8 protein-coding genes are annotated in these 15,615 nt (G+C 39.1%); 6 read left to right on the top strand and 2 right to left on the bottom strand.

Annotated elements, in window-relative coordinates; all coding sequences use genetic code 11:
- The first annotated feature begins 81 nt into the window (after nt 1–81).
- Nucleotides 82–1,344: a YbiU family protein gene (locus IEZ33_RS16780; protein WP_206696873.1), complete on the top strand. Its 1,263-nt coding sequence runs from the start codon at nt 82–84 to the stop codon at nt 1,342–1,344.
- A 614-nt stretch (nt 1,345–1,958) separates the two neighbouring features.
- Here IEZ33_RS16780 and IEZ33_RS16775 read toward each other — a convergent pair.
- A complete protein-coding gene (locus tag IEZ33_RS16775; protein ID WP_191601157.1) occupies nt 1,959–2,270 on the bottom strand; it encodes a hypothetical protein in 312 nt (103 codons plus the stop codon).
- Between the two features lie 391 nt (nt 2,271–2,661).
- Between IEZ33_RS16775 and IEZ33_RS16770 the strand changes: the two genes are divergently transcribed.
- The 4 genes from IEZ33_RS16770 to IEZ33_RS16755 all read left to right on the top strand — a co-directional run bounded on the left by IEZ33_RS16770 (nt 2,662) and on the right by IEZ33_RS16755 (nt 8,081).
- On the top strand, nt 2,662–3,192 hold the full coding sequence (locus IEZ33_RS16770) for a P-loop NTPase family protein (RefSeq protein ID WP_191601156.1): 531 nt from the start codon (nt 2,662–2,664) through the stop codon (nt 3,190–3,192).
- Nucleotides 3,193–3,482: 290 nt separating this feature from the next.
- On the top strand, nt 3,483–4,139 hold the full coding sequence (locus IEZ33_RS16765; protein WP_191601155.1) for a DUF1826 domain-containing protein: 657 nt from the start codon (nt 3,483–3,485) through the stop codon (nt 4,137–4,139).
- A 351-nt stretch (nt 4,140–4,490) separates the two neighbouring features.
- Entirely contained in the window at nt 4,491–6,458 is a 1,968-nt protein-coding gene (locus tag IEZ33_RS16760; RefSeq protein ID WP_191601154.1) for a methyl-accepting chemotaxis protein, read from the top strand.
- Between the two features lie 174 nt (nt 6,459–6,632).
- Complete coding sequence (locus tag IEZ33_RS16755; RefSeq protein WP_191601153.1) at nt 6,633–8,081, top strand: FAD-dependent oxidoreductase; 1,449 nt, start codon at nt 6,633–6,635, stop codon at nt 8,079–8,081.
- A gap of 194 nt (nt 8,082–8,275) precedes the next feature.
- On the opposite strand, the gene IEZ33_RS16750 is transcribed toward IEZ33_RS16755, so the two are convergent.
- On the bottom strand, nt 8,276–10,762 hold the full coding sequence (locus IEZ33_RS16750) for an EAL domain-containing protein (protein WP_191601152.1): 2,487 nt from the start codon (nt 10,760–10,762) through the stop codon (nt 8,276–8,278).
- Between the two features lie 236 nt (nt 10,763–10,998).
- On the opposite strand from IEZ33_RS16750, the gene IEZ33_RS16745 reads away from it, so the two are divergent.
- Nucleotides 10,999–15,498, top strand: coding sequence for a PAS domain S-box protein (locus IEZ33_RS16745; protein ID WP_191601151.1), 4,500 nt, complete (start codon nt 10,999–11,001; stop codon nt 15,496–15,498).
- The last annotated feature ends 117 nt before the right edge of the window (nt 15,499–15,615 follow it).

Below are 15,615 nucleotides of genomic sequence, written 5' to 3'. Positions count from 1 at the left end.
TTACAAAAACGGCACTCAAGATTACTCTGGAAAAACAAGTTAGGAAACCTTACTTATTTAATTTTAATGCTTAAGAGGGTCATGATGTCCAATTCACAAATAAAAAATACACTCCCCGAAGATGTTGTTGAGGCTGTTCTCGCTACAAAAAATTATTGGAAACAAAGTATTGGTGATGTTTCTGGGTTAATGGATCGCATTATTGCTCACCTAGAAATGGAGATTGATACTATCGAAGCCGAGTTAAAAGCAGGCATGAACCCTTGGCCTGAAGTGGACTATAAGAGTATTGAGACAAATTCAGTAAGCCTTGAGGTCTTATCACGGATCAAAAAACGTGGCTGCTTAGTTGTTCGTCAGCATTTTTCTGAAGAAATGGCAACGCAGTGGGATCAAGATTTAGTAAGTTATATCGAAGACAACGATTTTGACAATCAGTATCGAGGGCCTGGAGATGACTTCTTTAGCACACTGTCTGCGTCACGTCCGGAGATTTTTCCTATTTACTGGTCAAAACCGCAGATGGAAGCAAACCAAAGTAAACGCATGCAGCAGGTTCAAGTCTTTTTAAATGGATTTTGGAAAGCAGAATCAGCAGGTAAAGTGTGGTTTGATCCAAAAGTAAACTGCATTTATCCGGATAGAGTTCGTCGTCGCCCACCAGGGACCACATCGAATGGACTGGGCCCACACACGGATTCTGGTGCCTTAGAACGTTGGTTATTACCGGCTTACCAGAAAGTATTTCGGCACCTTCTGAATGGCGATTTTGATCTTTATGATCCTTGGGACGCGGCATATCGACCTGAAGTAAATGAGTACGAAAGTGGGACCACCAAGTGCTCGGCATTTCGTACTTTCCAAGGTTGGACGGCACTGAGTGATATTAAACAAGACCAAGGTGTGTTGTTTACAGTGCCTGTGCCAAGCGCTATGGCCTATCTGTTGATTCGACCGTTACTTGATGATGTACCGGAGGAGAGTTTATGTGGTGTGTCTCCACGTAAAGTGCTGCCTATTGATAAAAAATGGCATAGCCTTTTGTTGCGAGCGAAAGCGTTGATTCCAGATTTGCAAGCGGGCGATTCGGTTTGGTGGCATTGTGATATGATCCACGGAGTGGATCCAGTTGAAAATCAACAAGGTTGGGGGAATGTAATGTATATTCCCGCAACACCCTCTTGTGAAAAAAATCGTCGTTATGCCAGGCAGTGTGCTGAATATTTTAAGCTCGGACGCTCACCAGATGACTTTCCTGAAGAGCATTATGAAGCCGATTGGCAGGGGCGCTTTCAATGGGATGATTTGAATGCTATCGGAAAAGCCGCGTTTAATAGTGATTAAATACGCTTATTTATCTCTATAGAAAGAGCCAATAACAGCACTCACTCTCTACCTTTATAGAGATAAGACGTTATGGTTATAACTGGATAACGGCAGTCTAAGACAGCGAATTAATGACGTCTCTCTGATCACAGTCTACACTCGAAAAACAAAACTCAAGGATGAGGAATACGTTAGACCAAGGGTCAGAAGTCAGCAGGTCTGTTTGTTTGATACACCTTATTACCCTTTAGTTTAATCCTGAACTTAGGGCATGGCATCCGTTGATGCGTTTGCTGTGTATTTTTTCTTTAATACAGTTAGGTGAAATGTCTTTTAAAATAGTAATAGACGTTTTTGAATTTAAATTCAAAAACGACAGAAAAAGAAAAGATAAATATAAGCAGTGTTAATTTGATGTTATCAGAGTAACTATAAAACAATATAGAATAAGTAATAGAAAATAGCGTTTTGTAGTGATCGTTCTTATTTTTTAGAATCCACATCATTAAAATAGGTGGTATGTAATAATATTCCATTATGATTTCTTGTATATTCATTATTTAAAACCAAGAGAGTTATTGTTCAGTTCAAGAGGTGTTGCTAGGAAATAGCAACACCTCTTGGCCTAACGACTAATCCATTACGCGACAGGTCACATAATCAACAGCACCTGTTGCTAAGCCAATATCTGGTCTCTTAGATATTATGCCTGCTGTTATACCTGATTTCACAGCATCATCAATGCATTCATCATTAGCGTTGTTATCTAATCTCGTTCGGTCTGACCTCCATCCATAGCTATGGGTCATATTACTAGTATTGTTACTATAAACATTATGAGATCCATTTTTCCCATGTGTACTACCGCCACCGCCACCGCCAAAAGCGATATGTCTAATTGAAGTATAACTTAGAGCAATTGAGTTTTTATAAAGACGTGACATAGTTAATTATCCTTAATATTTTATCTTACAGGTGTAAGGCTATTCACTCTTGAATGCCCTTGAGTTCGAGCCGCTAAGCGCTCAGTTTTTTTATGATTCTTAAATGGAAAGTGATTTTTAATTCAACTAAATAAATCCTTTTTGAGCTGAATTAATATCAAGGTTAATTCATTGTTTTTTTGATGTCAATTGGCCATACTTTATTGTTGACAATATTTAGATCATCTATAAATATAAATTTATGAATATAATATTTTCTCAGAAAATAGATCGAATTATCATCATTCCTTAGGGATGGTGGGGTTTTGATGCGTCTAAAATTGTCAAGCCCGCCCAAGAGGCGGGTTTTTTCTTTCTGCCTCATGGGTGAATCTTAATCAAAGGAGGTAGTATGAAAAAAATAGCGGTTTTTGGTAAACCTGGTAGTGGCAAATCGACTTTAAGCAAACAGTTGTCAATAGCGACAGGGATACCATTGTATCAACTTGACTCAATTCTCTATAAAAAAAACGGTGATTTGGTTGACCGGAAAGTATTTGATAACGAGCATTCAAACATACTTTCTTTTGAAAGGTGGATAATAGATGGTTTCGGCCCAATGGGTTCTTTTAATAAACGACTCGAAGCCGCGGATACATTAGTTTATATAGATTTACCTTATGCTTTGAGTTATTGGTTGGTAACGAAAAGACTTCTTAAAGGAATGTTTGTTAAACCAGAAGGTTGGCCGGACGGAAGTTCAGTTTTAAAAGGCTCTTTAGAAAGTTATAAAGTGTTAAAACTGTGTCCAAAGTTTTGGAATGACAATTTCTTACAATATGTAGAGGGTATATCAGAAAACAAGTCTGTGTATGTCGTTCGTTCTATTGCTGAGCTAAATTGTTTTGTTGAAACAAGGACGAAGAGCTCAAATAATGTCTAATATTCAAATAATGGTAACGGAAAGTTTCATAAGGTTTGAACTTTTCCGTTATTACATAGCCTGCTATTTCTATATTAGATTGACATATAAATCGTTGTGAATCGTCTTTATCTTTTGTATTTGTGTGTTATATTATAACATATCTTTTTTGAGGGTGTTATGATGTCTTTAATTATTAAGCTTTCCATTTGTGTCGTACTCGAACCAGTTAAGATCAGGAAAACGCTTCTTTTCTTTGTTGTTAATAATAAATGTCCAAAGTTGTGTTTGCGGAATACAGTGGGGCTTGCATGAATACGGCCATTGCGTTTGCGGACTTAGATCGTTCCCCCGTTTATTCTAACGACCTTGCGGATATGACGGCTATTTATCAGGAAAACGTCAACCTATTTGTTTGGCAACGGTTATTATCAACTGAGATTGGTTCTTCTATTCAGTCGTTAATTGAGTCGGGGAAATCCCTTAATATTATGGAGGTGGTTACGCCTGAAGGTGCTGAGAAGATATTGTTATCTAGATTACCTACTACGGCAAATCACATCAGTTTGATTGAGGACATTGCAGAATTAGTGGATATATTCTGCTGTTTATTTGATACGAAGAAAGTGGGGTTACGACTGGCTACATCACATTCTGCTACATGCCCTCGATTTCATGTTGATAATGTGACTTGTCGTTTGGTAACCACCTATAATGGCCCCGCAACCCAATGGTTAGAACACGCAAGTGTAGAGCGTAGCAAGTTGGGTCATGCAAGCAAAGGTGTCGCGGATGAGTCATCAGGTTTGATTCAAGAAAAAGCAATGATTCAACAAGTGAATTGTGGTGATGTTGCTTTGTTAAAAGGAGAGGGCTGGCCAAATAATACTGGCGGGGGGCTGGTTCATCGCTCGCCTTCGATCAACTCAAATACAACTCGACTATTTCTTTCTTTGGACTTGATGTAATCAACAAGAGAAGAATATAGACCAATTAGAGTGCCTACCTAACAGACAAGAAAACGAAATACACAGTGTGTATTAATGGAAACCACTCTTGAATCATAAGTAATGTTTAATTCGATGAATTTAAATATTTTCAAGTACGTTTTTTTTTGATTTATAGATTATACTTGCCATAGACAGTATTTTATTAACTAAATAAACCCAAGGAGAGGCAAAACTCAAACGATTTATATTAATGTATCAAAAGACAAAATATGACTCAATGTCAAATGAATCTTATTGGTACTATTGATTCTCGTTTTTATTTAAAAAATTACTGTCATGGTTATTTATTAACTTTTTGGATAAAACTCTATGAGAATTAAAACAAAATTACTTCTTGCCTTTTCTATTGCTACGTTACTTCCTGTCTTGATTGTTAGTTCAATCACCGCCTTTATGGCATCTGACCAAGCGCTTAACAGTTTCTCTCAAAATAGTGGACAAACTTTAGGCGCTGTCGAAAAATCATTTGATCAATTTATCAATGATATTAAGTATGTAGTGGGTTTTATTGGCGACAGTGAGGCCGTTACCACGACGGATGCGACGCCATTAACCACTTATTTTGAAGCAAAAGGCAAAGCACCTAGCTTAGTTGCTAAGAAAAATGGCGGTTGGGAAGAAAGCGCATTTAACCTATTTGAAGACATAGGAAAGAACAATCCAAATTTTGTTTATGTCTATATGGGAGATGAGGGTGACGGCTATTTAGAGTGGCCAGGGACGTATGAATACGCTGAATGGCATCCTAAAAAACGAGGTTGGTATTCAAGGGCTATGGAAACGCCGGGAAAGGTGACCTTGCGTGATGCCTATTATTGGGAACCTGATGATGCTGTTTATGTCTCAGCCGTAAGAACCTATAAAAAAGGTAATATTGTCAATGGTGTTGTTGCGGTTGATGTGTCTATTAAAACCCTGACTGAAATGGCAAATAAAACTAAGTTAGGCACCTCTGGCAGCATTATGGTCATCGAAAATACCGGTACAATCTTGGTGGATGCGCTTTACCCTGAAAATAACTTCAAAAAAATAGCTGAAGTAACAAGTGACGCGTATCAACAGATTGCGAATACGACTGAGGGTATCCTTGGTTTTGACCTTGATGGCGAGTCTTATTATGCGAACGTGTATACCTCTCCAAACTTGAAATGGAAGTTTGTTGGATTAATGCCTGCTTCCGAGATTTACTCAAGTACAGTAGAGTTGGTTCAAACCACCGCCATTGTGTGTGTATTACTGTTAATTGTATTTGGTCTTGTGGCTTTCTTAATGGCGAAAAGTTTGATTACCCCAATCGAATCGGTTTCGAGTCATTTACGTACTTTAGCAGAAGGTGAGGGTGACCTGACCTCTAAAATTGATATCAATACCAATGATGAAACTGGGACCTTGTCGAATTGGTTTAATCAGTTTATTGAGTCTACCTGCAAATTGATTCTCGGTATAAAACAGTCTAGCTCTCATATTGATCAGATCGCGGCGGAAACGTCATTGAAAGCGAGTGAAGTGGCTCAATCCTCAACCACTCAGTTGCAATCGATTGAATTGATTGCCGAAGCAGGACAACAAATGTTGATTGCTTCTAATGAAGCGGCCGAAAGTTGTGCTAACTCAGCAGAATTTTCTGAGAAAGGATTGAAAACGACGATAGCGGGTAAATCCTTGCTTAAGGACAGTGCAGAAGGGGTAAACCGTTTAGGTGTGCGTCTGAAGGCGTCGAATCAGATTATTACTGAACTGCAACAAGAAACCAGTAATATTAATCAAATACTATCGACTATTCAGGGTATTGCGGAACAAACTAACTTATTGGCGTTGAATGCGGCCATAGAAGCGGCTCGCGCAGGGGAGCAAGGCAGAGGGTTTGCTGTTGTTGCAGATGAAGTACGGACGTTAGCAGGGCGAACGCAGGAATCAACTGAACAAATCAGTCGTATTTTGGGATTGTTAGCGAATAAAACGAATCAGGCTTCAGATTCTATGGTAACCAGTTTAGCGGAGTCTGAGAGTGCGATTTCACTATCAGATCAAGCTCTGGATTCATTTGAGCAAATAGAAGACGTTGTGAAGCAGATGCGTGATATGACAATGCAAACGGCTGCATCAGCAGAAGAGCAGCGTGCGGTAACGGAAGGTGTGAACGATAATATCAGTGCCATTAGTGAATCCGCGCATCGTGTTTCGAGCATATCGGGTGATGTGGCAGAACTTTGTCAGAAACAGGATCAGTTGAGTAAAGAGCTGCATTCTATGGTGGCTCGATTCCGTACGGAATAAATACTCTGTAAATTTTTGATTTTTAATTGCGTAATGGCCATTTTTATAAAGTGGCCATTTTTTATTATGATTGAATTTTTAATCTCGCTAAGATATACCGCTCTAAATACCGCATTTGCTTTTCTTTTATAAAAAGCAGTAATGATCTCGTAAAGTAGATAGGAACCTAACAAGTTGAACAATAAAGCAACCAGCTGGACTGTGTGTCTGCAATGCCAAGGAAGGGGGAAAAAAAGCAAACGAATTCGTAAAAAGGCTCGGCTTAATTATCAAAGAGAATTAGAGGCATTTGAAAAATCAAAGGGAGAAGGGGTCGCCCCAGTTCGACCGAAAGGGCATCTTGACTCGTGTCCTAATTGTGCCGGTTCCGGATTGCTTGTGTCAGATAGCGCTCCTCAGGCGGATAAAGAAAACTATCCTCATGTTGCTATTGTTGGTGGTGGGATAGGTGGTGTTGCTTTGGCTGTAGCCTGTCGGCATCGAGGCATTCCTTTTACTCTTTATGAGCGAGACAGTGGCTTCGACGCTCGTTCCCAGGGATACGGACTGACGTTGCAGCAAGCGAGTAAAGCCATTGAAGGGTTAGGGATTTTCTCTCTCGATGATGGTGTGATATCAACAAGGCATGTGGTGCATACAACAGAAGGTAGGGTGATCGGTGAGTGGGGGATTAGGAAGTGGGTTCCGTCTGATAGTAGAACGACACCTAAACGAACGAATGTTCACATCGCTCGTCAGTCATTACGTTTGGCCTTATTAGAACAACTGGGCGGAGATGATCTTGTTCAATGGAATCATCAATTAGTGAACTTTACGGAAGGCGAATCTAAAGGCGTCGGCCTTAGTTTTCTGGTTAATGGTGTGGAAAAGCAGGCCCGAGCCGATATTCTTGTTGGGGCCGATGGCATTCGTAGCTCGGTTCGTAGACTGTTAATTGGAGAAGAAGAGACGCCTCTGCGTTACTTGGGGTGCATTGTCATCTTAGGAATTTGTCCTTTAGCGGCTCTAGACCATGTTAAAAGTGAATTACTTGATTCAGCGACCGTCTTTCAAACGGCCAATGGCAATGAAAGAATTTATATTATGCCTTTTGATGCGAATTCTGTAATGTGGCAACTGAGTTTTCCTATGGCAGAAGAAGACGCAAAATACTTAAGTGCTCAAGGTGTTAAAGCGCTCAAAGAGGAAGCGTGTCGCCGAACTCAGTGGCATGATCCTATCCCTCAAATATTGTCTGCTACTTCGGACGCTCAAATTTCTGGTTACCCGGTTTATGATAGAGAATTGCTAACGGCCGAGCGGCTACAAAAAGGCGCGCAAGTAACCTTGATTGGTGATGCGGCCCATCCGATGAGTCCTTTTAAAGGACAAGGAGCGAATCAAGCTCTATTGGATGCTTTGGCTTTGGCTCGTGGAATATCTAAAGAGTGTAACGCTTTTTCGCCGTGGCGTGATCTTGGTGTAAGACAAAGTGTCTTAACCGAATTTGAGTTCGACATGTTAGAACGCAGTTCGATCAAAGTAAAAGACTCAGCCGAAGCGGCCGCATTTCTTCATTCCGACATTGTTTTGCAGGAAGGAGATGAGCCAAGAGGCCGTAGTTTGAAAAGAAGTGCTCATTAAAGGATAAATTGTCTAAAAGTTTATTTTGGCGCGAGGCATGCATTGTTAGTGGGTGTTTATAGAATATGGTTAGTTTTAGACGTCGTTTAAGGCGCATAGAACTCTTATCGTTCCCCAAGGCATAATATTGTTACTTAATAAAAATAAAAGAATATTTACTATAAAGTGCCACTTTTAAGAATAGGAATAATGCGTCAAACTGAAAGAGGCGCTATTTCTTCATTATTTTTAAGCGCCAAAAGCGCATTGAAATCTTGCACTGGGATTGGCTTACTGTATAAATAGCCTTGCATAATCTCGCAGCCCATTTCGGCTAATTGTTCAGAGTGTTCTTTCGTTTCGACGCCTTCTGCAATTAACTTAAGTTGTAAGCCTTTTGCCATTTGTATGATGGCCGCTATAATGACTTTATTTGACGCACTTTTGAACATATCTCGAATAAAGCTTTGGTCTATTTTTAAAACATCTATTTTGAAGTCTTTAAGATAAGATAAACTGGAATAACCTGTTCCAAAATCATCAAGCGCAATGGCAACGCCAAGCTTCTTGATATTGCTAATAAGTGATCTAGCATGACCAACATCTTTGGCAAGAACGCTTTCTGTTAGCTCTAACTCGAGTAATTCTGGTTTAAGCTTTGTCTCATGTAAAACGTGTTTTACGGTACTTAAAAAATCTTGATCCTCAAATTGAACTAAAGATACATTCACCGCAATTTGTATTTTAAAACCCTCTTGATACCATAGCGCGGCTTGTTTACATGCTTGAAAAAGAACCTTCTCTCCCAATGGAATGATCAGTCCTGTTTCTTCTGCCAACGGGATAAAATCGTTTGGGAAAACGAGATCGCCTTTAGCATTTCTCCATCTTACGAGTGCTTCGGCACCCACAATTTTATTCGTGTATACGTTCAATTTAGGTTGGTAGAAAACCTCAAAATGACTATCAGAACTCGGATTTTTTAATGATTTTTCCAATTCTTGCTCTAGCAGAAGCTTTTTCTCAAACTCTTGACTGTAAAAAAGAATTTTATTTTTTCCGGACTGTTTCGCGGTAAACAATGCGGTATCAGCATGACGATAAAGTTCGTCGATATTAAAACTGTCTTCTGAGTAAATTGAAATTCCAGCGCTAATGGTAAGTGTGAAGTCATTTTCCTTGACTCTCCAATTGTTATTAAATGCTTTTTGCAGTTTGCTAATACAGCGCATTATTTGAATCGTACTGTCTAAGTTTGAGAGCAACAAAATAAATGTATTGCCTCCTTGTCGAAATAGGGTCTCATCCGGTTTTAAAATGGTCTGCAGGTGATTTGCAATTTGCTGCAACAAACGATCACCACCCTCATGCCCTAAAAGCTCATTGATGCTTTTAAAATTATCAATATCAAAGATCATTAAAGCGGCTTTTTTCGTTGACCCCTCAACTTGCTTTATAGCCTGTTGCGCACGATCGCTCAAAAGCAATCGATTAGGTAAGTTTGTCAAAGCATCATGTTGAGCAAGATGCGTCATTTTTATGGCCATTGCTCTTGCTTCACTAACGTCATGGAAGACAATAATGGCGCCCGTTATGTCGCCTTTATGATCACGTATTGGGGCGGCGGAATCTTCGACTTCAACGCCTATTCCTTGTGAGTGTTGTAAAACACAATTTAATGCCATTCCAACAATGCGTTCTTCTTCTAAAGCGATTCTTATTGGGTTTTTAAGCGTCATTCCAGATTCCAAATCAATCAAAGGCATAATCGTTTCGATCTCTTTACCTCTGGCGTGCTCTAATGAATACCCTGTCATGCTTTCTGCAATGGGATTCAAAAAAGTCACAAAACCATTTATATCCGTCGCAATAACAGCATCACCAATTGAATTGAGGGTAACTCGAATGCGCTCTTTTTCATCATGTAGCGCCTGTTCAGCCATTTTTCTTGATGTTATGTCGGTTATAAGCATTAAAAAGCCCAGATCCCTGTCCATTCCTGAGCGAGGTATAATCGATAATTGACCAAAGGTACTAGATGATTGAATAGAAGATAAGCTAACATCTATATTTATTTTTTCTCCTTGGAAGGCTCTATTAATGTTGGCCTGGATATCATCATGAACATTGTCAGGCATCACATCTGTAAGTCCAAGATCAAGCATTTCTGAAGCAGAGATTCCAAACCAACGACCCTCTATATCATTACAAAAAACATTTTTGTCATCTTTATCCCAATAAGCGATGAAAGCAGGCAAGGCATTAACCAGTAGTGATAAATCTTCTGCCGATTTAGCAATTTTATCTTTTTGTTTTTTTAGTGTTAACTGTGTTTCAACTCTCGCTCTGGTAATCGAGATATCGATAGGTTTTTGTATAAAATCGACGCCACCAGATTCAAGCGCTCTTAGTTCATGTACATTATCACTGTGGCCAGTGACAAATATGACCGACGATTCTTGCAGTTCTGGTATTTGTCTCAGTTGGTGGAGCACTTCATAGCCATTCATATCTGGCAATTCAATATCCAACAAAATGACGTCTGGTATGCACTCAATTGCTTTTTTGATTGCACTTTGTCCATCCGTCGCAAAATAGATGTCTCCAAACCCTTCCACAGCATCGTAGAGGACTTGTAAATTGGAAGGGACATCGTCTATAAGAAGAATAGAGGGTAATGCACGATGATTTGAATTAAACATCCTGTTTTGTCCTTTAAAGCAATAAATTTAGTGTGGCGTCACGGTATGGTTGGCGATGCCTGTCAACCCACTATAATCAATAATAGTGGGTTTCTACAATTCGTTGTTTAGTAATGCTATTCTGCGACAGCAATCTGATTATAAACTATAATTGTTATTCATTTGTTTAAATGTCAAGTTTAGACTAACTTATGTTTAACTTAAAGTCGTCATATCGTTAGGGAAAGTGGGTGATTATGAAGTTTAAATACCACTGGCAGGTTACTATTTTGGGCATCGTTTTATTGTTATCTGCCATTACATATATTACCTACCAGACCAACTATAAGCGTTTAGAGCAAGAAGCGATCAGCTCATTACAAACCCGAGCGCAGTCCAACGCTCAGATGTTGTCTACAAAGCTTAATGAGGTTTCGAGCGATCTTACATTCATGCAATCGGTCCCACCTGTACAAGGTATTATTAGGGCGCACAAAAATGATGGAATTGATCCTTTAGACCAAAGTTCATTACACGTCTGGAAATCCAGATTAGGTGAAATTTTTAAAAGCTATGTACTTTCTCATGATGACATATACCAAGTCCGATACATCGGTCTTGAGAATGGGGGCAGAGAATTAGTTCGTGTTGATAGAACGGTTTCAGGAGCACGTATTACCCCTGAGCCTGTATTGCAAAAAAAAGGTGACAGAGACTACTTTAAAGACATTATATCAGCCGAAGTAGACGGAATTTTTGTTTCAGATATTACACTCAATAGAGAGCTTGGAAAGATACAAATTCCCCATAACCCAACAATACGATTAGCCGTTAAGGTATACACAGATACAAGTGATTTGTTTGGTTTTATTATTATTAACAAATCAATAACGCCTCTATTTGAAGATTTAGTGGCTGATTTACCAAAGACAATGAATATGTTTGTCTTAAATGACAATGAACAATTCTTATATCATCCAGATTCCACAGTGGCTTTTGATTTTGAGTTGGGCGATGGAATCAATTGGAATGACTATATCAACAACAGCTCAAAGAGTAATACCTCAAAGAGTAATACCTCACTTTTAGTGTCTCCAAAAGAGTCAATCTCTGGACTGGTTAGCTTGCCATTAATGAAAGGTAAAAATTCTGTAACCATAAGGATTATAGAATCAAAAAATACTATTTGGTTAAACGCCATTACGAATACTTTTTATGCTTTTTTTATCTTTATTATTAGTGTGGCCATATTTTTAATACTTTTCACCTTATACAGAAAAAGTATAAAAAGCCAAACTGAGCTGGTTTTAGAAAAGGCAAGAAACAGTTCGATTGTTGAAGGCAGTCAAGACGCCATTATCGCTATCACGATGGATGGAAAAATTACCGATTGGAACCCGAGTGCCGGTCAAATGTTTGGCTTTTCTAAAAAGGATGTACTTGGTCAATCTATTAAAGATATTGTTCATACGAGTGATAATGTTCAAGAAGAAATAAACATAAGGCAAACGCTGCGACTTGGTGGGCAGGTTAAGGCTTTTGAAAGTGTTCGAAAGGCAAAAAACGATAGGTTAATACATGTCTCTGTATCGGCCTCACCAATCAAAAATGAATCTGGAAAAATCATTGGTGTTTCTAAAATCATTCGAGACATCACAGAGAAAAAACAGGTAGCGGACGAACTTGAAGAACTCAACCACACGCTAGAGCAGCAAGTCGCAGAAAGAACGCTAGAGCTTCAAGAATCTTATGGTCTTCAAACGGCTATTTTAAACAATGCCGCACATATTGTTATTGCTACCGATATTCATGGCGTTATCACCCTTTTTAACCCCGCTGCTGAAATGTATTTAGGGTACTCTTCCAGTGAGGTAGTTGGTAAAGAGACGCCACAATTATTTCATCTGGAATCGGAAGTGATACAGCGTTCCGTTGATCTTACTAAAGAGCTAAAAGAAGACATCAAACCTGGCTTTGATGTGTTTATTGCGAAATCATTTAGAGGGCTAAAAAACGAACATGAATGGACTTATGTCGCAAAGTCAGGCAGTAAAATACCTGTGTATTTGTCTGTTACCTCCTTGCATGACGCTAATGGAGAAATTAATGGCTATCTTGGAATGGCAACCAATATCACAGAAATCATTAATCATAAAAATAAGCTTGAAGTATTAAAGGATCAGCTTACCAAAGCATCTGAAGTCGCGGACATTGGAATATGGAGTTGGAATACATCAACAAATAGCATCACTTGGAACCCGATTATGTTTGACATCTATGATGTTGAACTAGGAGCCAACATTGAATTTGAACAGTGGGTTAGTATGGTGGTTGATGAGGATCGTGAGCGAGCGGTAGAGCACTTCAAGCGATTTGCCGAAGAAGGCAATGGCACAGATCTTATATTTGATATAATGACGCAAAAAGGCATACGAAAAACCATACAGGCAACGGCAACCGTTGAGACAAATCTAATTGACACCTCCATTACTATGGTCGGTGTTAACAAAGACATTAGCGACCAAATGAGATACGAACAGGCTTTAAAAACCGCAAAAGAAGTCTCGGATCAAGCCAATCAAATGAAGTCTGAATTTGTAGCGAATATGAGTCATGAAATAAGAACACCGATGAGCGCTATTATTGGTTTACTAGAATTACTCCGCAGGACTGAATTAACATCAAAACAGCTTGATTATGTGAGTAAATCTAGTTCGGCTGCAAAATCGTTACTGCACATTCTCAATGATATTCTTGATTTTTCTAAAGTAGAAGCCGGCAAACTTGAAATCGACCCGCACCCATTCTGTTTATCCGATTTGGTTGAAAATGTGATGACTGTTTTGTCTCCCAATATCAAAGACAAAGACGTAGAGCTGGTCATTGACCTTGATCCAAAACTGCCATCCTATGTCACACTTGATTCGCTTAGGCTTCAGCAAATCATCGTCAACCTGGTCGGTAATTCCATTAAGTTTACTCACTCTGGAGTCGTTAGTGTCAAGCTGATGGCGGACATTAACGATTTAAACTGTTTAACTATCCTTGTCTCTGATACTGGAATAGGGATTCCAAAAGAGAAACAAGAAAAGATATTCGAACCCTTCTCACAAGCAGAAGCGTCTATCGTGAGGGAGTATGGTGGAACAGGACTAGGACTCGTTATTACGCAAAAGTTACTTAAGCTTATGGGGGGGAGTATATCTTGTGATAGTGAAGTGAATGTTGGTACAACTTTCTTTATTAAAGTGCCTTATGCTGACAGTCACCTAACAAAATCCTACAAGAAAACGAGTAAGAATGTAAACGTTCTAGTAGTGGATGATCGAGAAGAATCATTAGAAGCGATATCTCATGTAATTGATACCATTGGTTGGCAACCCGCGTTAGCATCCAGTGGTGTCGAGGCGCTGACAATGATTGAACATTTTGCGGCTTCAGATAAACCATTTGATCTAATCTTAATGGATTGGAAAATGCCTGGAATGAGTGGATGGGATACCATTCTTAAAATAAAAGAGCTTGGAGAGAATGTGTTCAGTGGGAAGATATTTGTTGTCACCGCTTATGGAGGCAGTACAGATATAAAGTATACCCATAATGGAGAAAAAGTGGTCAACTCTATTCTCAGTAAGCCTCTAACGGCATCGATTTTGGAAGATCGTTATTTAGAGAGCACGCCGAACGAGCTGGTTGTCTCTCCAGAGTTCTTCTCGAAACACAGGTTATTAGAAGAGTTAACTATCCTTTTAGTAGAAGATAACGCCATTAACCAATTGGTGGCTAAAGAAATTCTTGAGGCAGAAGGGGCAATGGTGCTGATTGCATCTAATGGCCTGGAGGCGATCAAACTTTTAAACGAAAGCAGTTCGATAAGGTTTGATATTATATTAATGGACGTTCAAATGCCTGTAATGGATGGCTATACGGCTACCAAAGAAATTCGTAAGGGCAATCATTTACCCACTATTCCTATCATTGCTATGACCGCTAATGCTTTGGATTCCGATAAAAAAGAGGCTTTTGAGGCGGGCATGAATGCGCACGTTAGCAAACCATTCGATGCAGATGACCTTATCAAACAAATTTATACCTTGATCAAGCAGGAAGCCTTTTTGACGCCAGTCAATTTAACGGCTATTGAAAGCACATCGAACCTCCCAATAGTAGAAAACCCTGTCTTAAATACCGAAGGGAGTCTTAAAAGATTTGGCGGAAATGAAGGGCTTTATAACAAAGCGCTTGCTGGGTATTTGCAAACAGCGCCCACATTATGGGCTCAGCTTATGGATACATTGGATGCTAATGATAGTGAGGCGTTCTCTTCACTCCTTCATACATTTAGGGGGATGGCATCAACGGTTGGTACAGATCGTTTTGTAGACAAGCTGAAAAAAATTGAAGCTGACGTTAAAGCGGGTGCTTTGTTGATTCATAGCGTGGACCTACATGAGCTAAATCTAGTGTATCAAACTACAATTGAAGAAATTGAAATGTATATCAAGCAAAATGAAGTGATAGCCCCCACAAACAAAAAACATAGCATCAATGAAAGTGAATTTTTAATTAATCTAAAAGAACTTAAGCTTCTTTTAAAAGCGTCCAACATGAAGGCAATTAACGTATTTAACGATCTGAATAGAGTGGATTCAACTAAATACAATCCACTTTTATCAGAACTTCAAATACAAATAGATCGACTTGATTTTTCTTCTGCCGCATCAACAATAGAAGAGTATTTTGACAATAGTGAATAGTGAATAGTGAATAGTGAATAGTGAATAGTGAATGTAATGCGGCTATATGGTGTATCTGACTGGAATAATAAAGGGGCGACCTAGTTTACTTGGCCGCCCCTTTATTATTCAATAAAC

The sequence above is a fragment of the Marinomonas algicola genome (genome assembly GCF_014805825.1).
Classification (GTDB): domain Bacteria; phylum Pseudomonadota; class Gammaproteobacteria; order Pseudomonadales; family Marinomonadaceae; genus Marinomonas; species Marinomonas algicola.
This window is presented reverse-complemented; position numbering and strand designations above follow the sequence as displayed.

Excerpts from the sequence above, each read along its gene's own strand:
- IEZ33_RS16770 (WP_191601156.1), top strand. The coding sequence starts at position 2,662 with ATGAAAAAAATAGCGGTTTTTGGTAAACCTGGTAGTGGCAAATCGACT.
- IEZ33_RS16775 (WP_191601157.1), bottom strand. The coding sequence starts at position 2,270 with ATGTCACGTCTTTATAAAAACTCAATTGCTCTAAGTTATACTTCAATT.
- IEZ33_RS16765 (WP_191601155.1), top strand. The coding sequence starts at position 3,483 with ATGAATACGGCCATTGCGTTTGCGGACTTAGATCGTTCCCCCGTTTAT.
- IEZ33_RS16750 (WP_191601152.1), bottom strand. The coding sequence starts at position 10,762 with ATGTTTAATTCAAATCATCGTGCATTACCCTCTATTCTTCTTATAGAC.
- IEZ33_RS16760 (WP_191601154.1), top strand. The coding sequence starts at position 4,491 with ATGAGAATTAAAACAAAATTACTTCTTGCCTTTTCTATTGCTACGTTA.
- IEZ33_RS16780 (WP_206696873.1), top strand. The coding sequence starts at position 82 with ATGATGTCCAATTCACAAATAAAAAATACACTCCCCGAAGATGTTGTT.
- IEZ33_RS16745 (WP_191601151.1), top strand. The coding sequence starts at position 10,999 with ATGAAGTTTAAATACCACTGGCAGGTTACTATTTTGGGCATCGTTTTA.